The organism is Shewanella sp. ISS20 (assembly GCF_056522965.1).
The window spans coordinates 3,670,012-3,695,266 of sequence record NZ_JAWRZK010000001.1; the positions used below are offsets into that span (position 1 = coordinate 3,670,012).

Here is a 25,255-nt window from a genome sequence, read left to right on the forward strand (position 1 = left end):
TTTAACACTTACCATCATTCAACATAATGCCACAATGATGAGCTATTACTCGTCGCTGCCGCTGCCAACGCGGTTTAATATAAACTGCGTTAAAATCGGCACTGGGCGGCCAGTAGAGCCTTTATTCGCGCCACTGTTCCAAGCGGTACCTGCCACATCTAAATGTGCCCAGTGATATTTCTTGGTAAAGCGCGCCAAGAAACAAGCGGCGGTAATAGCGCCGGCTGGACGACCACCTAAGTTAGTCATGTCGGCAAATGGGCTCTCAAGCATATCTTGATATTCATCCCACAATGGCATGCGCCATGCTCTATCACCACTTTGCTCGCCAGCATTTAATAGCTCGTGCGCTAATGGGTTGTGACCTGCAAATAAGCCAGATGCGTGCTTACCTAAGGCGATAACGCAGGCGCCGGTTAAGGTGGCGGTATCAATCACGACTTCTGGGTCAAAACGCTCAACATAAGTGAGAACGTCACATAAGACCAAGCGGCCTTCAGCGTCGGTATTTAATACCTCAACGGTTTGACCTGACATAGTGGTTAAAATATCACCTGGGCGATAAGCATTGCCCGATGGCATGTTTTCACAGCCCGCTAAAATGGCAGTGACATTAATCGGCAGTTTCAGCTCACAAATGGCTTTCATTGTGCCAATCACGCCAGCGGCGCCGCCCATGTCATATTTCATTTCATCCATAGCTTCGCCAGGCTTGAGTGAAATACCACCTGAGTCAAAGGTTAAGCCTTTGCCGACCAGTACAATAGGCTTGTCGTTAACATTTAAAGCGCCTTGATACTTCATCACTGTCATGATGGATTCATTAGCGCTGCCACGCCCCACGGCTAAATAAGCATTCATGCCAAGGTTGGCCATTTGCTCTTCACCCACAGTAGTCACAATTAATTGACTATATTGCTCAGCCATTTGGCGAGCTTGTGAGGCAAGATACGCTGGGTTACAAATATTCGGCGGCATGTTGGCCACGTCACGACATAAATGCATACCGGCAGAAATGGCATTGCCATGTTCAATTGCGCGCTCACCGACGGTTAATTCACGGCGGGTAGGGACGTTGAACACTAGCTTGCGCAGTGGACGGCGATGTTCGCCTTTGCGAGTTTTGAGCGCATCAAAGGTATAAAGGCTGTTATTGGTGGTTTCAACCGCTTGGCGAACCTTCCAATAAGTGTCACGGCCTTTAACATGTAATTCGGTTAAGAAACAAACCGCTTCCATCGAGCCGGTTTCATTCAAGGTATTGATAGTTTTTGCGATGATTTGCTTGTATTGACGCTCATCCAGCTCACGTTCCTTACCGCAACCTACCAGTAAGACACGCTCACTGAGGACGTTAGGTACATGATGCAGCAATAAAATTTGGCCAGGTTTACCTTCAAGATCGCCTCGACGCAATAAGTTAGATATGTATCCTTCGCTAATCTTATCCAGCTGCTCGGCGATACCCGACAATCGGCGGGGTTCATAAACACCAACAACGATACAAGCTGACCGTTGTTTTTCTGGGCTGCCGCTCTTTACACTAAACTCCATGAGCTCTCCTAGATTCTTAAAGACAAATTTTTTTATTTATTGGATAATGCCGCCTTATGCCAAAAATTAGACGCTAGCGGTTGGCTGTACACAGTTAAGCTAAATATCACTGACCGAGCGTTTTTGTATTGAACAACAGCACTCTATCTTTTGTAGTGATGGTGTTTGTTGTACGACACTGCTAGGCTGATAACAGGTTGAATTGTCGCTTTGCTTAGGATTCAACTTTACACGCCAAATGAAGCTAGATTGCGGCTTCGTTACCATTGCAGCTGGTCAGAAAACTATCAAAAGTAGACAGTCTACATGAAAGTTTAGCTGATACCAGTAAAAAGATAAGTTTAAACACCGGATCCTGCCTGTGATTGTATTTAGATATCTGATTCGAGAAGTTTTAAAGGCACAAATTGCGGTACTGTCTGTCCTATTGACTATCTTTATTAGCCAACATTTTGTGCGAGTCTTGGCTGATGCCTCTGATGGTGAATTTCCAGCATCATTAGTCATGACGTTACTGGCACTTAATCTACCCAATTTAGCCGTTTTACTCCTGCCATTAAGTCTCTTTTTGGGGATATTGCTCGCTCATGGGCGCATGTACGCCGAAAATGAGATGGTGGTATTCCACGGGGTTGGTGTGAGTGAATGGTATGTCACCCGCGTCACCTTATTGCTCGCTATTGCCAATATGTTTGTGACTGGCTACTTATCCTTATACGTTAATCCTTGGGCTGAAGAGCAGCAAAATCAAGTGATGGAGCAAGCGCAGGCGGAAGCCGGATTAGCCGCCTTAGTGCAAGGTCGATTTCAGACCAGCCCAGATGGCCGCGCCGTGTTATTTGTCGAAGGCATAGGCAAAGATAATATTTTAAGTAATGTGTTTGTGGCGCAGCTGCCAGACCCTAAGAGTGAATCAGGATTTACCGATTTAGTTGTGGCAGCGGGCGGGCGCGTGGTTGAAGAAGCCTCAGGTAGCCAAACCTTAAAATTAGATGGCGGCACCCGTTATCAAATCCCGAATAAAGAAGCCGATTACCAAATTATTAATTTTGGTGGTTACGGCATGCAGATTAAAGAGCAAGAAGTGGATCAGCGCCGCCGTAAAATGTCGGCATTACCAGTATCGCAACTGTTAGCGTTAAACACGCCTGATGCCATCGCTGAGTTTAACTGGCGTTTAGCGATTCCGATTTCGATTCCGCTACTGACTTTGATTGCAGTGCCTTTGGCGCGAGTCAATGTTCGCCAAGGCAAGTTTGCTAAGATGTTCCCAGCAATTTTGTTGTACTTAGGCTATTTCGGCTTAATGGTGGCGGGGCGCAAAGCGCTTGAAGATGAAGTGATACCTGCGTATCTCGGCATGTGGTGGATTCATCTATCGGCCTTATTGTTAGGATTAATGTTGCTAGGAAAAGAAAGAACCTTGGGGATTAAGCTGATTAATATCTTTAAGCGCAAGAAGGTGGCTTCATGAAGATTTTAGATCTTTATATTGCCCGCGTTATCTTAAGTACCTCGGCTTTATGCCTACTGGTGCTAACGGGTTTGTCCGGCATTATTAAATGGGTGGATCAGCTTAGAAATGTCGGTAAAGGCGCTTATAGCATGATGGATGCTGGCATCTATGTGCTGTTTATGGTGCCAAGCGATATTGAGATGTTTTTCCCTATGGCGGTGCTGCTTGGCGCCTTGATTGGCATGGGAATGCTGGCATCAAACTCTGAGCTAGTAGTAATGCAAGCCTCAGGTCTGTCGCGATTGCAAATCACTATGTCAGCCATGAAAACTGCGGTGCCATTAATGCTGCTGGTGATGGCGCTAGGTGAGTGGGTTGCGCCTGTTGCTGAGCAAAATGCCAATGATTTAAAAACCAGCCAAATTTCGGGCGGCAGCTTAATTAAATCCCACCGCGGCATCTGGGCTAAAGATGGTGATTTCTTTGTTAACATAGGAGAAATTAAGCAATTAGATCATTTAGCTAACGTCACCTTGTATCGTTTTGATGCTAATCAAGAGTTGTCACAAGTCATTCGCGCTAAAGAAGCTGTGTTTGATAAGCACCAATGGCAAATGACGGGTGTGAGTGAAACCCAAGTATCACAAGATAAGATTAATCAGTTTGAGCTTGCCAGTAAGCCATGGTCATCGACCTTGACCCCAGATAAGCTCAGCGTAGTGTCAGTAAAACCTGAGGCGTTATCGATTTCTGGCTTAGTGGATTATCTCGATTATTTAAAGATTAACCATCAAGACCCAAGTCGTTATGAGTTGGCGTTATGGCGCAAGATCATGCAGCCAGTGACTATCGCTGTGATGATGTTAGTGGCCTTGTCATTTGTGTTTGGGCCATTGCGTACTGTGACTATGGGCGCGCGCGTGCTGCTTGGGGTGGTGGCTGGTTTTAGTTTCTATATCAGTAACGAAATCTTTGGGCCTATGAGCTTGGTTTACAACATGCCAGCTATGGTTGGCGCTATGGCGCCGAGCTTGCTGTTTACCTGCATTGCGTTCTACTTTATCCGCCGCTGATGTGGTGGTTAAAACATCTGCTGTTTGCTAGTAAGGTTATAAATAGCGCACTCAACTAATAAAAAAGGTACTCATGTGAGTACCTTTTTTTGTGGTGGCTTTCTATGGTTGCGGCACTAAAGCTATGTCTGTGCGACTTAACTAATGCCTAATCTAACGTCTAAGCTAACGTCTAACTGAACAGGTAAACCACGTAAACTATTGCCTTTAAGCGCCATGCCAGTTACGCATTTGGTTAGCTTCTTTAGACAATACCACCACTTCTGAGCGGGTCATTTTATCTTGTAAAGCCAATTTGTCGGCGCTTAATAAGATCCACAGATTGCCTATGCCTAACAATGACCAGACCACCCGAGCGAACGCTGTGACTAAGCTTAAGGTCTGGCCATTAGGATGCTGCACTTTTAAACGCCAAGCGCGCATACCTAAGGTTTGGCCGCCTTTGCTCCAGAATAAGCTATAAAACAGGGCGATTATGATAGCTAGATACGCTTGATAGAGGTTATGAAATAGCGGCGTCTGGTTGAGTAAGTCAGCCATATGCTGGTGCTCGCCCATACTGATTAACCCGCTATTGACCACTAAGGAAAAAATACCAAAGCCTATGGCGCCAGAGAGCATATAGACGGCTACCGCCAACAAAAGATCATAGCAACAAGCACCTAAACGCCGTAAAAAACCTGCGCGCGGGCAGTTGGCATGTTCCGGGGTTATCATAATTCGTCCTTGTGTTAATCAAGCTTATTCGAGTTCGTCTTCATCTCGTACTAAGTAGATGCGGCCAAATCCTAGGCGGGCAAATTCTTTATCACGAAAATCTCTTACAGCAGTATTGCCTTTAGAGGTCATGGCAATTTGCTGTTCCATCATCAAATGACGTTTCAAATCTATGCCTTCAGCAGCGGCGGCCGCTTCATGAGCATCATGATATTTGTCATACGCAAAATTGATGCGTTTAGTGACACCTTTGTAGGTGTATGCAACTTGTCGTGCCATGGTGTTTCCTTAAAACTCACTGCGGAAAATAAAATAAACGGCGCCAAGAATACACAGTCCAGCCCACAGGTAGTCGAGTTTGAGCGGTTCTTTCATATAGAAAAAGGCAAATGGCACAAACAGGCTGAGGGTGATGACTTCTTGCAGTATCTTAAGCTGGCCTAGATTCATCACAGTGTAACCTATCCTGTTGGCAGGTACCTGCAATAAATATTCAAACAGGGCAATTCCCCAGCTGACGAGGGCGGCAATAATCCACGGCTTGCTACTTAGGCTTTTTAAATGGCCATACCAAGCAAAAGTCATAAACACATTGCTTAAACACAGTAAGCCTATGGTGATTAATGTCGGTGGTAAGGTCATAGGCTACTCGTTAATTGCTGCCAGTTTTTAGCAGTCAAGCTTAGTTGGGGTGAATGCATCACAGTGTGCATAAATCCATAGTCATATAATGCGGATCATCGCAGTAGCTGCTTAGGCACTTATCGGTATGGGTTTTAATAAAGCCTGCCGCCTGCCAATAACTATGAGCGCCTTGAACGGCAATTAAGCTGAGGCTAGTTAAGTTCAATTCGAGTGCGGCTTGTTTAAGATGAGTCAGCATTCGCTGCGCGCCGCTTTTGCCTCTTGCCGCGGGAGCTAGCGCCATATCATGCAGATATAAAGTATCAGCATCACTCATGGGCTGCTTAAGCGCTTGATTAAGGGCGGGCGGCTGATGTTGACGCCAAGGGTGAGCCAGACAGTAACCAATGACTTGCTCGTCATCACATAGCACTAGGCAAGTGCTGGGGGCAACTTGCCATTTGCTTTGCATTACAGCTAATGGTTCAGGGTTAATGGCATGGTAGCAAATATCCTGAATAGCCATGATTTCAGGCCAGTCTTGTAGTTCTATCGGGCGCAGTTGCATAAAATCGAATTAACAGGCAGTGAATAAAAGTTAATTGATTATACCTAAGGCTCAGATGTTAATGAACTCTTGTCATTAGCCTGCTGCTTAAAATGTAACGCTAAAATTCAGTACTTATGGGGCGGCTAAGCGCTAAGTCATAGCGCTTGCCCATAGTAATTAGTCAAAGCGTATTCACATGGCACTTATAAATAGCGCTGGCGTAAGTGCTGCAATAAATACTCTGCCGATAATGGCGCGCCGCAGGCCTGTTGAATAAGTTCTGGGGTACTTAACAAGCTTCCTTGTTGCCACACATGCTCAGATAACCAAGCAAAAATGGGTGCCAGTCCTTGGGTTGCCATGACTTGATTTACATCACCAAGTTGCTGCTCCATGGTATTGCGTAATTGCGCGGCGAGCATGGCGCCTAAGCTGTAACTCGGGAAATAACCTAGCTCGCCTAAGGTCCAATGAATGTCTTGCATACAGCCGTTGCGATAATCGCCATCGGTATTGATGCCAAGTAATGATTGCATATTTGCCGACCAAAAGTCGGGCAGATCAGCAACCGCTAAATCCCCTGTGACTAAGGCTTTTTCGGCATCAAAGCGCAGTAAAATATGACAAGGGTAAGTGACTTCATCGGCATCAACACGAATGCTGCCAGCGCTCACGCGGGTATATAAGTTAGCTAAACGCTTAAGATCAAATTCACTATTTAAGGAGTTATTGATGTCATTAATAATGAGGCCTAAAAAGCCTTCACTGCGGCCAAGCTGCATTTCACAAAATAGGCTCTGACTTTCATGCACCGCCATTGAGCGTGCTTGCCCCGCAGGTTGGCTGGCAAAGGCCTTAGGTAAGCCCATTTCATACAAGGCATGGCCAGTTTCGTGAATTGTGCCCATTAATGCTGAGGTAAAATCACTTTCATCAAAACGGGTAGTCAGGCGAACATCTGACGGCACGCCGCCAGTAAACGGGTGGCTACTTATATCTAAGCGGCCGTGATCAAAATTAAAGCCTAAGCGAGTCATCACCTTGTGGCTGAGTGCAACTTGCGCCGCTTGCGGGTAGTGACCTTGGGCGCTGATATTCATTTCTTGCGCTTGCTTGGTCAGCACAGTTTGGATCAGCGCCGGCAGTTGCTGGCGCAATGGGCTAAACCATTGCTCAATATCATGGGCTTTAATACCGGGCTCAAATTTATCGAGCAAGCTGTCGTAAGGGCTAATGCCTAGCGCTTGGCTGCGCACCTGCGCTTCTTGCTGAGTGAGATTAATCACTTCAGTTAAATTTGGTTTAAAGCCAAGCCAATCGTTGTTTTGGCGCTGCCCTCGCCAGGCTTGCTCGCAGTTAAGCCCAGCGCGAGTTTTAGCTTCAACTAAATCTGTGGGCATTAAGCTTGCTTGGCTATGTTGGCGCGCCATTTCGCGCACATTGGCCGCTTGCTCTGAGCTTAACGGCCCTTGGGTGGCTTCATGAATCGCATCACTTAACCAGTTGGCACTTTTAAGCTCATGAATATGACCACTTAAGGTCGCTAAAGCATCGGTGCGATCTGCGCCGCCGCCTTTAGGCATCATGGCTGCTAAGTCCCATTCTGCCAGTGCATTAAAATGCTCAAAGTGGCTAAGGCTAGTGAAGTGTTTAACAAGGCGCTGATAACTTAGGTTTTTGGCGTTCATAATCTGGCGTTTTAATAGTGAATATTGCCTTAGCCTAGCATATTCAGCGCTTTGATAAGTACCCTATGTCTGGCAAAACCTAGATTGTGCCGCTAGCTAAAAAAAGTATTAGCTGTATTGGTTGTCGCAATAATTGAGGTTACTCGCCTTGGTATATTTAGGGTAAAATGCGGCATTATTTATTATGAAGCTTAATTTATGTCTTATAACCAAGCGGTATACATACTGGCCAAAGAAGGTCTTGAGGCGTTAGCCCAGTCGGCACTTGCCAAAAAGCAGTCAACCCCGGCACAAGAAAGCCATTTTTTATGTAATTGGATGGCAGAATCCTTAAAAAAGAAAGCTTATCCAAAATGCTTGGCGAAAGATTTAACCCGCTGGATTCGTGATGGCCGCAGCCTTGGCGCTGGCGCGCAATTAACCTCGTTATTGCAGCGCATTGAAGCGCAATATCGCCAAGTGGCAGAGCAAAAATCTGGCTTAGGTAAGGCATTTAATGCTTGGCTTGAAGAGTTACGCGCGCAAGACGTGCTGGTAATTACTGATAGTGAAGTCAGTGGTAAGTTAAAGCTTGATAACGATGGCCTGCCAAGTGTGATTATCTCAGCACCTGAGTTTGAAAAAGCGATTGTTGGGGATGAGTTAGTTAAGCCGTTAGCTTTATATATCCGTGCCGATGAAGCTATGTTGGCAAGCTCAGCCTTAGCCCATGGTTTATTACTGAGCCAAGCCAATAAGAAAACTTCGCTCATTAAGCATCATAAAACGTTTCAGGTATTTCCTAAGAATGAGCAGCCAGAATTGGCCTTATTAGTCAGTAAAATCTAATTTCTGTAGTTACTGGCTTAGTTATTCCAGCTATGGCGCCAGTCGCGCGCCATAATGCCTTACCCATTCCCTTGCTTATCCGCTTATTTATTCCAGAATTCAGATAATAACTACTTAGTTAATATGGTGGCCAACATTAGTATGCGACCACAGTCACCCAGCTTAGTTAACACGATAGTGGGGCTGCGACTTCTTACTGAAATACAAAAACAATCCTAACCATATCATGATAAAGCTTGCGCTTAGATTCTTAGACAAGTCGATATCGTTAATGAGCACAGATGCCAATACTATGGCGCAACCAAAAATGAGAGTGACCTTGAAATTGGCCGATTTTGCTTGTTTTGGTGTCATAGTCCGTCAGTCGAAAGAATTAAACAATTGCGGCGTAATATACAACTTTGGTCACATAGTCGCAACGGCTGGTATCTAACTTGCTGGTAAAATGTTAACTGTGTTGGTCATAGCTAAATATCGCACGATTCATTTGTGTGTGAGCCGGCTCTTTATTTAGCTATCAGTATCTTAGGTTGTCAGCTTGTTTGAGTTAGGCTGATGTTTTTGCGGAGTAACTTGATTGCAACACTCACATTTTGTTGGCCGCTTTGAGGTTGAACTTAAATTTCGGTTAACATCTAGGACGGATTTCTTAGCTTGCTTAGCGCAGCAAGAACACCACATTCATTTTATTGATAATATCGAACATGATGTTTATTTTGATGACGCGCAGCGCGAGTGCCAAGCCATGGATATTAGTGATCATGCCAAGGCGCAAGAGATGCTTAAGGGCATGGGCTTTGAGCCAGTGCTGAGTTATCGCAAGCGTCGCAGTATCTATTTTATCGATGAGTATTACCTGACGCTTGATAATATTGCAGGCCTTGGGGATTTTGCTGAGTTTGCCATTATGACGAGTGATGAAACTAAGCTTGCTGACTATCGACACGCCTTATGGGCGCTCGCGCGCAAGTTTAACTTAGGGGAAGCGCAGCTCATTAACCAGTCGTATTTGAGCATGATGCTAGCGTTGCAGCTAGAGCAAGTATCGCAGCACTGTAATCAGCGTTAGTCATATTTTCAAACTGAACATGTATAAAGTCCGAATACAAAAATGGCAGAGTAACTGTAACAGTCACTCTGCCATTTTTAGGTGATTAAGTCGTTAGCTGATGCGTAATCAAGCTCCTAACCACATAACCTTAGATTTTGGTTTTCTTTCCGGCTGAGCCAACTTTCACCTGTACGCGGCGACCCGTCATGCTCTTTTCTGCCACAACCTGCGCGGCAGCATCATCGCTACGAGTTTTCTTACCAAAACGGCGACGCTTTAATTGCTTGAGTAGTAATTCACGATTACTCACTTCATAGCCTGGCATCATCACGCGCTTAATCTTTTGACCGATCAGCTTTTCAATGTCAGCTAAGGTGCGTTCTTCTTCACGGCTCACAAATGAAATAGCCACACCCGTTTTACCCGCGCGGCCAGTACGGCCAATACGGTGAACATAGTCTTCTGCCAAGAAAGGTAAGTCGTAGTTGATCACGTATTCAAGGTCAGTGATATCAAGGCCGCGAGCCGCAACTTCGGTCGACACTAACACGCGAATGTTACCTTCTTTGAAGTCACGTAAGGCTTTACGGCGGCTACCTTGAGCTTTCTCGCCATGTACTACGGCAGAAGGAATGCCATCAAGATTAAGCTCTTTTACTAACTTATCAGCATCATCACGGGTGGCGCTGAACACTAACACTCGGTGCCAGTTTTTACGGCCAATCAGTTCCGACAGTAATTCACGCTTACGGCGCTGCTCTACTGGATACACGACTTGGCTAATGGTTGATGCTGTGGTGTTTTGCTTGTCGACCATGATGAGCTTTGGCTTAGTCATGATTTCATCAGCCAGCTTCTTCACGCCGCTAGAGAAAGTGGCAGAGAACAGCAGGTTTTGACGTTGCTTGTTACTGGCTAACAGAATTTTCTGGATATCGGCGATAAAGCCCATATCTAGCATACGGTCGGCTTCATCCATCACTAAGAATTCAATGTCAGATAACGTCAGGTTGCAGGCGATAACATGCTCAAGTAAACGGCCTGGCGTCGCAATAACAAATTCAGCGCCTTGCAGTAATTTCTTAGCCTGCGGCTCCATTTTGTTACCGCCAAACAAGGTCACTACGCGGATATCTGCGTATTTGGCATAAGACTGCACGTTAACTGAGATTTGCTCAGCCAGTTCACGGGTAGGCGTTAAAATCAGGGCGCGGGTCTTACCTGGCGCTCTAGGCTTTGGATTATCGAGCATGCGCTGCAGTAAAGGCAGAGCAAAAGCTGCCGTTTTGCCGGTACCCGTTTGTGCGCTGGCAAGGACATCCTGACCTCGGCGAACGGCCGGTATGGCTTGGCGTTGAACGGGAGTCATAGTCTGATAACCACACTCTACAAGAGCGCGTAAGACTTCGGGGGCAAAACTATAGGCATCAAATTTCATCTGCATATCCTGACTGGGCACAAGCTGATGCTATCAGCCTTGTTATGGGTAAATGCTGCCAAAATTGGCGGCCGCGGATTATAGCAAATTTAGCTTCAAAGGGGGAGTCTTGTGCAATCAAAGCTAGTTAATCAAAAATTAGCTAAAAATAGCGACCAATTCAACCGGTCACATAACAACCTTCTTAGAAGGTTAGGGCGAGATCAAGCTAATTAACAGATAGCTATTGAGCATAAGCACTAGAACCACTATGAGTATGCCAAGGCGCTTAACCCAGCGCGAGTTGACATATTGCCCCATTAACTCTGGATTACTGGTAAATCGCAGTAACGGTATGATGGCAAGGGCAATACCAAAGCTTAAAACCACTTGGCTAAAGACTAAAATTTGAGTGACATCCACGCCCATGGCAATAATCACTATGGCTGGCGTCATAGTGATAACGCGCCTTAGCCACAGGGGAATCGTAAACTTCACAAAGCCTTGCATGACCACATCGCCCGCCATAGTGCCCACCACGGTTGATGATAATCCTGACGCTATGAGCGATAAGCCAAATAGGGTTGCGGCTAAGTCACCTAACATAGGCTTCATGGTTAAATAGGCGGTTTCAATACTGGCGATATGGGCAAAACCTGAAAAATGAAACACTGAGGCAGCTATTGCCACCATAGCTAAGTTGGTAAAGCCTGCAATTGTCATGGCAATAGTCACATCAAGGCGCGTGCTTTTAAGGCGTAAATCTGTAGGTAAGTGGGACGTTGCTTTAAAGAGCGCTGAGTGCAAATAAATCACATGAGGCATCACAGTTGCGCCTAAAATCCCCGCGGCTAAATACACTTGCTGGCTTGATTGTAAGCTTGGGATCAATAAGCCAGCGCTTAAGCTTGCAAGTGCGGGCGGGGCAATATAAAGCTCAATAAGATAAATCACAGCCACCACTAACAGCATGGCCGCAATGACCCATTCCAGCGGCTTTTGACCGCGTAGACTAAAAGTAAAAATAGCTAAGGTGATAACTGCTGTCATCGCCGCGCCATCGAGTAAAGTCACATTAAATAACAAATGAAAACCAACCGCCGCACCAATAAATTCGGCCAAATCAGTGGCTATGGCAATGGCTTCTGCTTGTAACCAATAAGGCACGACAGCCCACTTAGGTAAGCGCTCGCCTAAATGCTCGGCCAAATCTTTACCTGTCACTATGCCAAGCTTGGCGGATAAATATTGAATGAGCATGGCCATTAAGTTGGCCCATAACACCACCCACAGCAGTTGATAGCCAAAACTCGACCCCGCCTCAATATTGGTGGCAAAGTTACCTGGGTCGATATAGCCGATGGCAGCGATAAAGGCTGGGCCTAACATCAGTAACTTACGCTTAAATCCTAAACTGATGTTAGCTGTGGTTGGTATGAGGTGCGCGTGTGAATTCATAAAACGCCATCAATACAAGAAAAGAGTAACAAGCATAAACTTACCGCAAATGAGAATCAATATCATTTGAGTGCTAATCTTGAGTAAATAATCGATAGCCTTAACCTAGGGGATATTTATTTGCCGCAGTTGGCTCAATGAAAGCCACCACTGAATCGCATTGATGAACTTAGCCATATTGCCCACTTTGGCTAATGGCTAGTGAATTAGGTGCATCAAGCTTAGGGCTAAATTGTGAGCTTGACTCAAACGAGCCTTGGCGGTTCTTGCTAATCTTAAGGCCGAATTTGGCATTTTCACTAATAACAACAAATTAACTTAGCGTTAGGAATCCCTTATGTCCCTACCCATAATTCTCGACTGCGATCCCGGTCATGACGATGCTATTGCTATGATCATGGCGCTGGCTCATCCGCAGCTTAAAGTGTTAGCCGTGACTACCAGTGCAGGCAATCAGACCCAAGCTAAGACCTTAAATAATGCGCTGCGTATCTTAACTTTACTGGGGCGCACCGATATAGAAGTGGCGGCAGGTGCGAGTAAGCCACTTAATCGCGAGCTGATTATTGCGGATAATGTTCACGGGGAATCTGGGCTTGATGGCCCTAAGTTACCAGACCCCAGTTTTGCGGCGGTCAATATGTCGGCGTGGGAGTTGATGGCAACTAAGCTGCGCGCATCAGCCGTTCCTGTGACCTTAGTGCCCACGGGGCCATTAACTAATATTGCGCTGCTGCTAACCCTTTACCCTGAGCTTAAGCCTAAGATAGCGCAAATAGTGCTTATGGGCGGCGCCGCAGGGGTCGGTAATTGGACGCCAGCGGCTGAGTTTAATATTTATGTCGACCCACACGCGGCCGATATTGTATTTACTTCAGGTATTCCTATTGTCATGTGCGGCTTAGATGTCACCCATCAAGCGCAAATTCTTGCTGCGGATGTGCAGCGCATTCGCGCCATAGATAACAAGGTGGCGCAATGCGTTGCTGATTTGCTGGAGTTTTTTGTGGTATATCACAAAGACCCTAAATGGGGCTTTGATGGCGCGCCGCTACACGACCCTTGCACTATCGCTTGGCTGCTTGAGCCGCAATTATTTCAAGGGATTGATTGCCATGTGGCCATTGAAACTAGCTCACCATTAACCTTAGGTATGACAGTTGTCGATCGCTTCCAAATAACTGGCCATAAAGCCAATGCCAAGGTGTTATTGGCGGTCGACAGATTAGGCTTTGTGGATTTACTCGCTCGCAGTTTATTGGCCTACGGTTAAGCTTTTATCATTTGCGCCCGTGCGTCACTAAATCGGACTATGCTATTAAGCGGTTAGCTATGAGCTGGTTTAATTTTGATAGGTAGGAGTAAGTGATGGCAATTTCTGGATTAAGTCAAAGCGGCGTTTGGCAGCATTTGCAACCACTGGATGATGGCCCTGCGGGCTTTTTAGTGCGCGGCACCTTACCGACCGATGCTAATGGCGTGGAACTGATGCTAGAGCATTGGGACCAGGGCACTTCTGAGCCTAAGCATTATCATCCAGGCGATGATATGACCATAGTGATGGAAGGCATGATGGTAGTGCAATGCTATAAAGAGCAAGACGGTAAGCTAGTAGTTGATGGTAGTGAGCGCGTTTATCACAGTGGTGAAACCGCCTATCTTAAGGCTAAACAAGTGCATAGCGTGCGTTACTCCGAAGCCTGCAAACTTGTGTATATCCACGATGGTCAGTTTGATTTTATTGAAATTAAGGCTTAGTGGCTTTGCTGTTAGATTGATAGCCACTCGCAGTTAGATCTAGGTTGAATCTTAGTCGAATCTCAATTAACTCTTGGGTTAATCTAAGATCAGTCATTAATAAAAAGCCGCCGTCATATTTGACGGCGGCTTTTTTTATGCGAGCTTATGCGCTTCTTAAATTCATGAGTGCCAGCACTTTGTTATGTATTAGTACTCTGCAATAGCGAGCAGCAATGTCTAGTTGCTTACTTTTGTTGCTCGCTTTTGCTGTTTACTCAGCAGCACACTCACGCCGCCGTTAAAGCGGGCTAGTGGCGGTGGTTAACCAGCTAAGTTCAGCGTCAGATAAGTGACTGGCATGGGCGGCCAACACCTTGGCATGGTAGTGATTTAACCAAGTGATTTCGCTGCTTGTTAGCAGTGATGTTTGCAATAAACGCTTATCGATAGGAATTAAGGTTAGCGGCGCAAACTCATACATAGTGCGCTCAGTGCCTTGTAGCGTTTCACTTTCTTGCACTACCACTAAGTTTTCAATGCGAATACCAAATTGGCCATCGCGGTAATACCCAGGTTCATTAGAGAGCACCATGCCCGGCATTAATGGCGTGGCATTGGTGTTTTTACCTATGCGCTGTGGCCCTTCGTGCACACTTAAACAGTGGCCGACGCCATGGCCAGTACCATGATCGTAATCATAGCCGTATTGCCATAAATACTGACGGGCAAGGATATCTAGCTGTTGGCCTGTGGTGCCTTTAGGGAACTTGGCTTGATCTAATGCGATATGGCCTTTAAGCACTAATGTCACCATTTGCTTGTGCTCAGCACTCACATCACCAATGGCGATAGTGCGAGTCACATCTGTGGTGCCATCAAGATACTGAGCGCCAGAATCCACTAAATACAGACTATTGATAGGTACAGTGGCAGGCGTGCCATTGAGATGATTGTAATGACACATAGCGGCATTGCTGCCTGCGGCCGAAATAGTATCAAAGCTTGGCTCTAGGTATTGGCTGTCAAGCTTGCGAAAGCTCTCAAGTTTATCGGCGAGCTGCGCTTCATCATAAAGTCTGCCGGCCGCCACTTCACTATCTAACCAAGCTAAAAAGCGGCTAACGGCTAAGCCATCTCGTACATGACTTGCGCGCATGCCCGCTAATTCTTGTGGATTTTTACAGGCCTTAATTAAAGCCACAGGATCCATAGCATCAATTAACTTAGCGCCAGCAAGCTCGGCCGTTAATTGACTGGCGGCATTAGCGCTGTGGCTATCTGCCAATAAACGCTGACCATTAAGCGCGATGAGATGCTCATGTAATTGCTGCTCGGGATAAAACTCAACCCCAGCGCCCACATGGCTAATCACGTTACTGGGTAATTTAGTGAGGTCGGTGAAAAAGCGCATATTGCCATTGGCGCTCAGTAAGCCAGTACCTAACAGTACAGGTAAACATGGAATATCGCGCCCACGAAGATTGAGTAACCAAGCGCATGAATCCAGCGCTGTAATTAAGGCCACTTGCGCGCCTGCCTTGTTAATTTTAGCGCCAACGAGTTCGCGCTTTTCAAGGCTAGTGTTGCCCGCTAATTCATCACTAAATAATATGGCAGGGCTTGATGGCATGGCAGGTCTTTCAAGCCAAGCATCATCAATAGGGTTAGTAGTCAGAGCCACTAATTCAATGCCAGCTTTAGCCAGTTGGCCTTGGGTTTGTTGATACCAAGCTAAGGTATGCAATCTGGCATCAACCCCTACGCGGCTAGGCGCCGTTAAGGTTTGAATGAGATAGTCAGCTAAGGGCAGGTCGGTCAGGCTTTGGTATTCAAACAAGCTAGCATCCACTTGTTGGCGCACTTGCACTGTATAGCGGCCATCAATAAAAATAGCTGCGCGCTGCGCCATAACCACGGCGGCGCCAGCACTACCGGTAAAACCAGTCAGCCATTTAAGGCGTTCATTGGCTTTAGGAACATATTCGCCTAAATACTCATCGGCGCGTGGTTGAATGAAAGCATCAATGTTGAGTTTGGCTAACGCTTGGCGAATAGTGCCAAGTTTATCAGCTATGGATAACGGCATAATGACTCCCTGTTGGAAAACGAACAGTCTGGCCTCTGCGGTCTTACTAGGCTGCGTTGGGTACACTTAGGTGTGGCTCGATTATGACAGGGCGGCGCAAGTGGACGCAAGTGAGCGGACTGGCTTGCTGGTATTAGCTGAGTTTTTAGGTTTAATGTATCGCATTGGCGCTAACGCTGTTGGCTGGTATTCGCTGATGACGCAATAATTAATCACTGAAAAATAGCCATCTTTATGCTAAAACTAGCCACTGATTTTTGATGCTATCTTAAGGGCAATACATGACCATGGAATCTAAGACGCTCGGCGTTGGCGGCAGTGATGCGGCAACCCAATTGGCGGCATTAACTGATATGACAGCAGGCATTGACGATATCTCGCTGGATGAATTGCGTGCGCGGGTGGTGAAGGCGCAGGCATTAATGCAGGAGCACGGCCTTGCGGCTATTTATGTCAACGCTGGCACTAATTTACGCTATTTTACTGGCACTAGTTGGTATGCCAGCGAGCGCATGGTTGGCGCTATTATCCCGGCCACAGGTGAGCTTGAATATATTGCCCCGTTTTTTGAAGTTGGCACCCTTGAAGGTTATATGCAAATTCAAGGCAAAGTGAATACTTGGCAAGAAGATGAAAGCCCGTATGCATTAGCCATTGCAGTACTTGCGAGTATGGGCATAACCCAAGGCAATATTGGCATAGATGAGTCAACCGCCTTTTTTATGTTTGATGGACTGCGTCAAGCTGCTACTCACTATCAATGGCACAGCGCCACACCTGTCACCGCAGGGTGCCGCATGCATAAATCGCCGCAAGAGCTTGCGATTATGCAGCGCGCAAAAGACATGACCTTAGTGGTGCATAAAGCCGCGGCGCGCATTTTGCGCTCTGGCATTAGCACCCAAGAAGTGGAAGCCTTTATCCATGAAGCCCATAAGCGAGTAGGCGCGGCGGCGGGATCTTACTTTTGCATAGTGTTATTTGGGCAAGACTCATCATTCCCCCATGGAGTTAGTCACCCTAAGTGTTTAGATGAAAATGAGATAGTGCTGATTGATACTGGTTGTCAGCTGTTTGGTTATAAGTCTGACATTACTAGAACCTATGTTTACGGCGTAGCTAATGAGCGTCAGCGTAAGATGTGGGCATTAGAAAAAGCCGCCCAAGGCGCCGCATTTGAAGCTGCGATACTTGGCGCGCCGTGTGATCAAGCTGATGCGGCCGCGCGCTCAGTACTCGAAGCATCTGGCATGGGGCCCAATTATCAGTTACCTGGACTGCCGCACCGCACTGGCCATGGCATAGGTATGGATATTCATGAGTGGCCTTATTTAGTGAAAGGCAACAAAACGCCGCTGGCAGTTGGCATGTGTTTTTCAAACGAGCCTATGCTGGTGTTGCCGGGAGAATTTGGGGTGCGCTTAGAAGATCATTTCTATATGACGGCCAATGGCCCTAAGTGGTTTACTGAACCATCCCACAGCATAGACGACCCTTTTGGTTATCAAGCTTGATTAAACTGCCACTAACTAAACGGGCAAGCCATCAGCTTGCCCGTTTAGTTATTTAATCAGGGGAACGCCTAAGCCTAATTAATTGATGGCGAGCAGTTCCACATCAAAAATCAAGGTAGAGCCTGGCGCAATTTTGCCAGCGCTGCGATTGCCATAAGCCAAGGTACTAGGAATATAAAAACGCACTTTATCGCCCACAGTCATTAACTGCACGCCTTCGGTCCAGCCTGAAATCACGCGATTAAGCGGAAAATCTATGCTTTGACCACGCTCGACAGAGCTATCAAAAACAGTGCCATCCAGCAAGGTGCCGTGGTAATGAACTGTGACAGTATCCGTCGCTTTTGGGTGCTGCTCACCTTCAGCATTGACTAAGTACTCATACTGCAAACCAGATGGCGTGGTAATTACGCCTTCGCGTAATTTATTGTCGGCTAAAAAGGCGGCGCCTTGTTCAATGTTGGCGACGGCTGCCTTGTTGTTGCTGAAGTTGCTATAAAAGTAAAACACCACGCAGGCGATCACTACGACAGCTAATATCATTTTCATTGTATTGTTATCCATCAATAAAGGAACTGAATCATAGGGCTCGGACTATTGTCCTTAGTTTTAGCCAATAGGCAACTGTCTTTTATCGCTAAATAGATAAACAAGTGATCACTTTGCGCTTAGGGAAAATCGATTACAATCTCGCGCTTTTATCTGCTTTGCTCTTGTTTACTCCGCGTTGAGGGTCTTGATGGCTTAGCGTTTTTACTTACTTTTGTTCTGGTCTAATTCCATCGGACACTTAATTTTGAGACAGTATGGTCAATAAATTAAGAGGTCGATATGAGTTTAAAAAAATCACATAAAAGTTATCCGCAGACATTCAAAGACGAAGCCGTCTTAATGGTGCTAGAACAGGGCTATAGTATTGCTGAGGCAGCAAAGTCTCTTGGGATTAGCACAAGCCTGCTTTATAACTGGAAGGAAAAACACCAAGCATTGCAACAGGGTATCGCCCTACAAGAATCTGAACGTGATGAGTTAAAGAGATTACGTAGAGAAAACAAAGAACTACGCATGGAGAAAGAAATTCTAAAAAAGGCAAGCGCCTTCTTTGCGAGAGAAATGAAGTAAAATTTCGCTTCATTAAACAGTTATCTAACCAGTTTCCTACTGCGCTGTTATGCCGAGTAATGAGTGTCAGTAAGTCAGGCTATTACGATTGGCATAAACGCCCTGCAAACGTGATAAGTCTTGAAACACTGAAGCTTTATCGCCTTGTTCGAAAGCTATTTAAGCAAAGTCGAGGCAGCTTAGGTAATCGTGAAATGGTGAAGAAATTGCGCAAGGAAGGCTACCAGGTTGGTCGCTATCTCGTTCGTAAAATTATGCACCGCCTTCGACTCAAAGCAACCCAGCGACGGGCTTATAAGGTGACGACACAGCGCAAACACTCTGATGCCGTGGCTAATAACCTGCTAAACATGAACTTTAACCCAGTATCTGTTAATCAGGTTTGGGCAGGTGACGTGACCTATTTAAAGACAGGTGAAGGCTGGATATATTTGGCGGTGGTGATGGATTTATATTCACGCCGGATTGTGGGGTGGCACATAGACAAACGCATGACCACGGATTTGATATCTAAGGCATTAATGAAAGCTTACAACCTGCGCCGACCGGCAAGAGGGTTGGTATTTCACAGTGACCGAGGCTCGCAATATACCAGTAAGCAATTCGGTAGGCTGCTCTCGAGTTATGGTATCCGAGCCAGCATGGGTGATGTTGGCGCGTGTTGGGATAATGCCGTTGTTGAGCGTTTCTTTGGTAGCTTAAAACACGATTGGATTTTTAAGGTTAGTCAACCAACAAATGAGTTTATGAAGTCGGATGTGGCCGCTTATATGAGGTATTACAACTTAGAGCGCCTTCATTCAGCTAATAATGATTTATCACCAGTAGAGTTTGAAAATTCTCAACTAAAAGTGTCCAGTTTGAGTTGACCAGTACACGCTTAGCGTGACGTTATGTTTTTTGGGAGATTAAATTGAATCAAGTTTATATGCAGGAATTGAACGAATTTTGTCAAAAATTCCTAGTTATTGGCAACTATAACCCGACTAAACAAGATGAACTGTTATTCCAACATAGGTATGAGGCCTTAAAAGCTAACATTTTCGAGGCGTTAATGCTTCATGACCGTGTAAATCTGAAAGTTTTCGGTGAAAATGTTCCACTAGCCGTGCTGTTAAATGAAGCTAGTGTTAAAGGCGTAGAAGAACTTATTGAGCAAGATGCACTGGGGTTTGTCCATTGGACTCCAATGGTTCTTCATATGGTCGATCAAATTGAAGGTATTTTGCCAATAGTTGTTGGCAGGCATACGGTGTTTTTCAAGGTAGTTGGCACTCTTTACTTAAATTTTAAGCTGCATTTCTTGTTTCAGTTTCAGACTCTTTTTCTGGGTTCAACACTACCTCACCGATAACGTCACAGTTCCTTATACCGTTTGGCCAGCGTTTAGGGTTTCTTGATCTTGCCTCTTCTAGTACCTCCTTACGCTTAGATAAAATCGCTTTATCTTGCATCGCATGTCGCTCACTCGGTGATACAAAATTGAGCTTACTGTGCTTATGTTTGGTATTGTACCAAGTCACAAACTCTTCTACCCATTCCCGTGCCTCGGTGATGTTTTTAAAGCCAGAGCTAGGCCATTCCGGCCGATACTTTAAGGTTCTGAATAATGCTTCGGAGTAAGGATTGTCATTGCTTACGCTTGGTCTACTTAACGAAGCGGTAACACCTAACTCTTCAAGCTTGGCTTTCATCGTCAATGACTTCATCGGAGCACCGTTATCAGAGTGCAGTACTAACGGTTTTTTGAAGCATTGCTCACGTAGCATATTGCGCTGCATTAACTCGGCCGCTAGCTCACCACATTCTCGGTCATGGACTTCATAACCCACTATCTTACGGCTATAAATATCCTCAAACATATACAGATAATAAAAGCGCCCTTTGATGACCGAGGCTAAATAAGTAATATCCCAAGACCATACTTTGTTTGGCCCATCTGCAACGTAAGCATCTGGTTTGCTTCTTTTTGTTACGCCTTGGCTTCGCCCACGCCGATTTAATTGTTCATTGGCTTTTAACACTCGATAAAAACTCGACTCTGAAGCGATATAGACCCCCTCATCAAGCAGTGTCGGCACGATTTGTGAGGGAGGTAGGCTTGCAAACCTTACCTCATTAGAGGTTGCCAATATCTGCTCTTGCTCATCATCATTAAGCTTGTTAGCAGGCGCCCGTCTTACTGCCGTAGGCCTTAAATCAGCCTGCACTTTTCCTGCTCGATACCAGCGGCGATACGTCCGTTTACTTAACTCTGCTTCAGCGCAAGCTTTGTAAAGACGCGCACCGTGGGCATAAGCTTCTTGTATTAAATCCACCAGTGTTATGCGCTTAGGCAAAGGCGTTAACTCTCCTCGCTGTCGTCCTCCCAAAGCGCATTGAGCTTTTTTCTAAGCACCAGTAAAGCCGCAGCTTCAGCGAGTGCCTTCTCCTTATAACGTAATTCTCGTTGCAGGGATTTTATTTCTGCCTTGTCTGATTTGGCTTGCTGCTTAATCGTTTTAGCTTGAACTTCACTCGTCTTAAAACCACCTAAACAATCTTGTTTCCACTGCTGAACTTGTTCTCGAAACAAGCCTTTTTCTCGGCAATATTGGCTGATTTCAGTTTCTGACATTGGTGCTGTTTCAATGAGAACTGCAAACTTAGCTTCAGCTGACCAATCATTACTGGTTAATGTTTTACCTGGCACAGGGCGACCCTCTTTTTTGGCTTTATCTCGCCAATGATACAGGGTTTGGTAGGAGATCCCCTCACTGCGAGCCACTTCCGTGACCGTCATATTGTGGGGAGGTAATAATTTCTTTAAGACAGCGTCTTTACGTTCAGGTGAATATCGTGCCATTGAGCTCTCATTGACCGCCCCCTTTATTTAATTATTGGATGATTTTAAGGGGTGACAACAATCCTGACACAGGGGGCATACTAGTGATGTACATTGCGATCCAGAAGCTTCAATCAATAAATCTTTTGGTTTTATGAAAAATAAACCGAATATACTAAAGCGGAAAATGTTAGTAAGAAAGATCCGTGATCTATATACAGAGCCTCAAAAAGGCCTAGAAAACGATGCATCAAACTTGATAATGTCGTCATACAATTCAGGTAAACTGATACCTCTTGGGTTAGATAACAACACGTTAGATATTTATAAACTGAATCCCAATCAAAAGAAATTATTAACCAATTGCGCTTCAGAAGTATTAGAGCACAAGTTTCTTATAGCAAATAATTTTACAGCTCATAAAACCCAATCGTTTAACTCTTTGTTCGCAGATTCGATAGACAAATTAAGCCGAACAGAAGCTGCTGTGGAAGTATTTAAGTTGGAGAACTTTCCAGACCTCCATAATTTAAGTTTAGAGTTAGGTAACCCTCTCAATAAGGTCGCAAAATATCGCTCGCAGAAAAATGCGATTCGGTTTAGGTCTTGGCTTGATACAACAACTGACAGCAAGGAGTTAGCCGAAGTCACTAGATCATATATTGACTCAATTGAAAATGCGAAAGGCTTCTTCGAAACTAAGCGTGGACGTTTAACTAAAAATATCGCAATGACAGCCATTGGGGCTGGAGTGGGAAGTATTATTGGTCCTTTCGGAACGGCAGTGGGCGGTATTGTCGGTAAGGTTTTGGAACCAGCTGTTGATTTTGGGTTAGATATGGTTGATGAGTACTTTGTTACCGAACTATTAAAGGGGTGGAAACCGAGGATGTTTATTGATGATATGCGAAAGTTGCAAGCACAAATATAGGATAAAGGGGGCGAAGGGAATTTGGTGCTTTCGAATAATTTCAGTTACTTTTCCTAATCAATGTCATGCCAGCTAGAGTTGTTGCTCTAACGTATTTCTGTCCAAACTCGTGTCAGGCCGATCAGTTCTGGCACGTTTATGCCCCATTCCGCGCCACAGCGCTAAGACAGGTTACTTGTTATCATGAGCCAATTGGCCAAGTTTTAGTAATGATACAAAGTGTCCACTATTGCTGGATCAGATCAAAGTGATACATGCTAATAAGCGTTTGTAATAAAAGTATAAAATCGATATCTTAGTAAAAGAGACAATGATACGAAATTACAAGGTTAATGTTTGTTATGAACAAGTCAGATAGAGATAGGGTTGTATTTCACTCGATACACGACATGTCGAGTGGTCATTACTTATCAAAAGCAGAGCGGTTATTGAATAGCGAAATAGCAAACGATATAAACGATATAAACGATATACTTGAACTGTACAATATATCGCTGTTTTTCGAAAACGGCATATACCTTAAAAGTTGGTCAGATACAGATATTGTTGCTTACAAAGAAAAAGTTAATACTTTTAAAAATTTAATTGGGAAATTCATAACTAATATTGATGATAGTAACTTCCTGTCATATTTTGAAAATATAGATTACGGTTACTATGATAGTTTCTGGTTATTAATAAATAACTATCAACAATATAAAAATATATCGCCATCTCAAATAGAAGAAGTTTTAAAGAACCTCCCCCATCAAGTGAGGCACTTGTTGAGCCATAAAAATTTGGTGGATAAATATAAGCTTGTTCTCTGTGAGTTTTTAAAAAGTGACCAGCAGAGTGCAGAGATCCTTCTTTCTATATATGAAGTCGAAAATAGTTTCAATAAAACGAAGTTGTACCTACCTAGTTGTTTAACTATTCAAGATAAAGAAAGCATAATTGCTTCGTACATCGACTCAGGGCATTGCAATACTAACTACCTGCCAATAATACAAAATTCTAAAAAACATAGTGACTTCCGAATCTCAGATAAAACTAAATTAGCAGCTAAGAGAAAATACCAACAGTCTATTAAAGAGTTTTTCGATAGTGGTTCTAGTTCATCATTTGAATACGGGGTAGCTATCAGTTATCCCGAAAATGCTTCTAAAATTAAACATGCTTGGATTGAGCAGGGTACAGTCCATTACGAATTTAGCTTGGATTACATTAAAGAAAATAAACACCCATATATTCTGTACAGAAACTTCGAGACACTTTTTGAGTACGTGGATGAACAGAATATTGTAGCTTTAACCAGCAAAGAAAATCAGCTTGGAATTTTTGAAAGAACTTTAGGTGTTAGATCTAAAACTGAATACGTTTTTGGTGTGGCGTTCACACAATTAGAAATGGCATCTATGGGCCAAATTTACACATATTCCAACGTACTAAAAGGGCTTGGGTGTTCATTAGAAGATATTCTAAAAACAGTTTTCACTAATACTCTACCGGAATTATTTGACTTACCTAGTAACGCCAATTTTACAATTCCTACTCAAAATGCTTCTGCTTTAGAAAAAATAAGAACAATCGCACCTGAGTTCGAGTCGATATTGAAGCAATACAAATTATTTGTAGAAAATGGACATATTGATTTTGAACTTCTACAAATGTCGTCTGGCCCTACAGCCATCAAAGACATTCCAAGCTTAAATAGCAATAAATACATATATGTCAATAAGGATGACCAAGAAGTTAATTTTCTAACTTATCTGCTATTTTCGGATCAAACTCTATTGACTTATCTTGACCCGTTCAAAGACAAGCAATACAGAAACTTTGTTGATTTATTGGTGAATGAAGAAGAAATCTATTTCGGAAATTACGAAGAACATCAGCTTGAGCATTTAAATTATTTGATAGATAATAATTATATATCTGTCGATGAAAATAATTGCGTTCAAGTTACAAATTGGAACCGAATTTTAATATTAAGAGATGTTTTTGAAAATGAGGTCGCCTCGTTACACCATTATCCTGCCGATATTCAAGACGAGGTTATGCATATGAGTAATGATGGACTAGTGTTTTTGGGAAGTTCACTTTTCGCAATACCTGAGCAAAATTACTTCAATTACTATTTAAACAAAAGTGAGTTTACAAACGGGCACGACTTAAGAAATAGCTATTTACATGGTACACAGGCAAATCCGACAGAAATTCATCTACATGAAAATTCCTATTTACTTTACTTAAAGCTTTTAATCTTAGTTATTTTTAAAATAGAAGATGACTTGTTTATTTATAAAAAGCTTAAGGCGGACGAAGAATAACAGTTAGAAAGGATCGTAGTTCGTACTAATTTATATGTAGGCAGGATACAATTTAATCTGCCACCCATTGTTAAATTTGTTAATGTATAACAAGTGTAATACATAATATTGCAATAAAATGGCCACCCATTCCAACTGGCTAAATAGTAAACACCCAATTAGGCTTTAATTACGTTTCTAGAAAGGGTAATTGAAGATGGCCAGACCAAGACAAACTATCGTTAGCCTAGAAGATACGCCTTACTATCACTGTTGCTCTCGTGTAGTACGAACAATAAAATGGCCACCCATTCCAACTGGCTAAATAGTA

Annotated in this window: 24 protein-coding genes; 13 read left to right on the forward strand and 11 right to left on the reverse strand. The window is 44.3% G+C overall.

All coding sequences use genetic code 11. The features are described 5' to 3' along the window. Nucleotides 1–45: 45 nt before the first annotated feature. Nucleotides 46–1,554 (reverse strand): leucyl aminopeptidase, encoded by a 1,509-nt coding sequence (gene pepA / locus AC1HDP_RS16735; protein ID WP_479639621.1) that lies wholly within the window; start codon nt 1,552–1,554, stop codon nt 46–48. 361 nt (nt 1,555–1,915) lie between these two features. On the opposite strand from pepA, the gene lptF reads away from it, so the two are divergent. After that, nucleotides 1,916–3,028: an LPS export ABC transporter permease LptF gene (lptF, locus tag AC1HDP_RS16740; protein ID WP_479639622.1), complete on the forward strand. Its 1,113-nt coding sequence runs from the start codon at nt 1,916–1,918 to the stop codon at nt 3,026–3,028. After that, a complete protein-coding gene (gene lptG, locus AC1HDP_RS16745) occupies nt 3,025–4,083 on the forward strand; it encodes an LPS export ABC transporter permease LptG (RefSeq protein WP_140931278.1) in 1,059 nt (352 codons plus the stop codon). Before lptF ends, lptG begins: the two co-directional genes overlap by 4 nt. 207 nt (nt 4,084–4,290) lie before the next feature. On the opposite strand, the gene AC1HDP_RS16750 is transcribed toward lptG, so the two are convergent. The 5 genes from AC1HDP_RS16750 to AC1HDP_RS16770 form a co-directional block, all read right to left on the reverse strand. Then, complete coding sequence (locus tag AC1HDP_RS16750; protein ID WP_479639623.1) at nt 4,291–4,800, reverse strand: RDD family protein; 510 nt, start codon at nt 4,798–4,800, stop codon at nt 4,291–4,293. 24 nt (nt 4,801–4,824) lie between these two features. Next, a complete protein-coding gene (locus AC1HDP_RS16755) occupies nt 4,825–5,079 on the reverse strand; it encodes a DUF2960 family protein (RefSeq protein WP_140931283.1) in 255 nt (84 codons plus the stop codon). A 9-nt stretch (nt 5,080–5,088) separates the two neighbouring features. Continuing rightward, nucleotides 5,089–5,442: a DMT family protein gene (locus AC1HDP_RS16760; protein WP_140931285.1), complete on the reverse strand. Its 354-nt coding sequence runs from the start codon at nt 5,440–5,442 to the stop codon at nt 5,089–5,091. Between the two features lie 58 nt (nt 5,443–5,500). After that, nucleotides 5,501–5,992 (reverse strand): GNAT family N-acetyltransferase, encoded by a 492-nt coding sequence (locus AC1HDP_RS16765; RefSeq protein ID WP_479639624.1) that lies wholly within the window; start codon nt 5,990–5,992, stop codon nt 5,501–5,503. A 185-nt stretch (nt 5,993–6,177) separates the two neighbouring features. Beyond that, a complete protein-coding gene (locus tag AC1HDP_RS16770; protein WP_479639625.1) occupies nt 6,178–7,662 on the reverse strand; it encodes a carboxypeptidase M32 in 1,485 nt (494 codons plus the stop codon). 198 nt (nt 7,663–7,860) lie between these two features. On the opposite strand from AC1HDP_RS16770, the gene AC1HDP_RS16775 reads away from it, so the two are divergent. The 3 genes from AC1HDP_RS16775 (at nt 7,861) to AC1HDP_RS16785 (ending at nt 9,559) form a co-directional block, all read left to right on the forward strand. Continuing rightward, complete coding sequence (locus tag AC1HDP_RS16775) at nt 7,861–8,490, forward strand: DUF2913 family protein (RefSeq protein ID WP_140931291.1); 630 nt, start codon at nt 7,861–7,863, stop codon at nt 8,488–8,490. A gap of 271 nt (nt 8,491–8,761) precedes the next feature. Continuing rightward, on the forward strand, nt 8,762–8,923 hold the full coding sequence (locus tag AC1HDP_RS16780; RefSeq protein WP_479639626.1) for a hypothetical protein: 162 nt from the start codon (nt 8,762–8,764) through the stop codon (nt 8,921–8,923). Nucleotides 8,924–9,067: 144 nt separating this feature from the next. After that, complete coding sequence (locus AC1HDP_RS16785; RefSeq protein WP_479639627.1) at nt 9,068–9,559, forward strand: class IV adenylate cyclase; 492 nt, start codon at nt 9,068–9,070, stop codon at nt 9,557–9,559. A 130-nt stretch (nt 9,560–9,689) separates the two neighbouring features. Here the strand turns inward: AC1HDP_RS16785 and AC1HDP_RS16790 are convergent, their stop codons facing one another. Further along, entirely contained in the window at nt 9,690–10,979 is a 1,290-nt protein-coding gene (locus tag AC1HDP_RS16790; protein WP_479639628.1) for a DEAD/DEAH box helicase, read from the reverse strand. Between the two features lie 192 nt (nt 10,980–11,171). Further along, the gene (locus AC1HDP_RS16795) at nt 11,172–12,416 is read right to left on the reverse strand and encodes an Nramp family divalent metal transporter (RefSeq protein WP_479639629.1); all 1,245 of its coding nucleotides are present in this window, start codon (nt 12,414–12,416) and stop codon (nt 11,172–11,174) included. Between the two features lie 337 nt (nt 12,417–12,753). On the opposite strand from AC1HDP_RS16795, the gene rihA reads away from it, so the two are divergent. Both rihA and AC1HDP_RS16805 read left to right on the forward strand, forming a co-directional pair. Beyond that, nucleotides 12,754–13,689, forward strand: coding sequence for a pyrimidine-specific ribonucleoside hydrolase RihA (gene rihA / locus AC1HDP_RS16800; protein WP_479639630.1), 936 nt, complete (start codon nt 12,754–12,756; stop codon nt 13,687–13,689). Nucleotides 13,690–13,784: 95 nt separating this feature from the next. After that, the gene (locus tag AC1HDP_RS16805; RefSeq protein ID WP_479639631.1) at nt 13,785–14,174 is read left to right on the forward strand and encodes a cupin domain-containing protein; all 390 of its coding nucleotides are present in this window, start codon (nt 13,785–13,787) and stop codon (nt 14,172–14,174) included. 280 nt (nt 14,175–14,454) lie between these two features. On the opposite strand, the gene AC1HDP_RS16810 is transcribed toward AC1HDP_RS16805, so the two are convergent. Next, a complete protein-coding gene (locus tag AC1HDP_RS16810) occupies nt 14,455–16,242 on the reverse strand; it encodes an aminopeptidase P family protein (protein ID WP_479639632.1) in 1,788 nt (595 codons plus the stop codon). Nucleotides 16,243–16,312: 70 nt separating this feature from the next. On the opposite strand from AC1HDP_RS16810, the gene AC1HDP_RS16815 reads away from it, so the two are divergent. Both AC1HDP_RS16815 and AC1HDP_RS16820 read left to right on the forward strand, forming a co-directional pair. After that, a complete protein-coding gene (locus AC1HDP_RS16815; protein WP_479639633.1) occupies nt 16,313–16,450 on the forward strand; it encodes a hypothetical protein in 138 nt (45 codons plus the stop codon). Between the two features lie 73 nt (nt 16,451–16,523). Continuing rightward, a complete protein-coding gene (locus tag AC1HDP_RS16820) occupies nt 16,524–17,756 on the forward strand; it encodes a M24 family metallopeptidase (RefSeq protein ID WP_479639634.1) in 1,233 nt (410 codons plus the stop codon). 78 nt (nt 17,757–17,834) lie between these two features. Here the strand turns inward: AC1HDP_RS16820 and AC1HDP_RS16825 are convergent, their stop codons facing one another. Continuing rightward, nucleotides 17,835–18,305 carry an FKBP-type peptidyl-prolyl cis-trans isomerase gene (locus AC1HDP_RS16825; RefSeq protein WP_479639635.1) on the reverse strand — a complete coding sequence of 157 codons (471 nt, stop codon included), beginning with the start codon at nt 18,303–18,305 and terminating at the stop codon, nt 17,835–17,837. Nucleotides 18,306–18,587: 282 nt separating this feature from the next. Here AC1HDP_RS16825 and AC1HDP_RS16830 point away from each other — a divergent pair. Both AC1HDP_RS16830 and AC1HDP_RS16835 read left to right on the forward strand, forming a co-directional pair. Next, a protein-coding gene (locus AC1HDP_RS16830; protein WP_479637396.1) for an IS3 family transposase occupies nt 18,588–19,747 on the forward strand; the annotation gives its coding sequence in 2 pieces (ribosomal slippage) (nt 18,588–18,837 and nt 18,837–19,747; 1,161 coding nt in all). Between the two features lie 44 nt (nt 19,748–19,791). Next, nucleotides 19,792–20,232, forward strand: coding sequence for a hypothetical protein (locus tag AC1HDP_RS16835; protein WP_479639636.1), 441 nt, complete (start codon nt 19,792–19,794; stop codon nt 20,230–20,232). Here the strand turns inward: AC1HDP_RS16835 and AC1HDP_RS16840 are convergent. Beyond that, nucleotides 20,168–21,723 (reverse strand): IS3 family transposase gene (locus AC1HDP_RS16840; protein WP_479637742.1). Its coding sequence is split into 2 segments (ribosomal slippage): nt 20,168–21,270 and nt 21,270–21,723, totalling 1,557 coding nucleotides; the frame shifts between segments, so codons are not numbered across the junction. The genes AC1HDP_RS16835 and AC1HDP_RS16840 overlap by 65 nt on opposite strands. Before the next feature lie 166 nt (nt 21,724–21,889). Here AC1HDP_RS16840 and AC1HDP_RS16845 point away from each other — a divergent pair. Beyond that, a complete protein-coding gene (locus AC1HDP_RS16845) occupies nt 21,890–22,633 on the forward strand; it encodes a hypothetical protein (RefSeq protein WP_479639637.1) in 744 nt (247 codons plus the stop codon). Between the two features lie 341 nt (nt 22,634–22,974). Continuing rightward, nucleotides 22,975–24,945: a hypothetical protein gene (locus AC1HDP_RS16850; protein ID WP_479639638.1), complete on the forward strand. Its 1,971-nt coding sequence runs from the start codon at nt 22,975–22,977 to the stop codon at nt 24,943–24,945. The last annotated feature ends 310 nt before the right edge of the window (nt 24,946–25,255 follow it).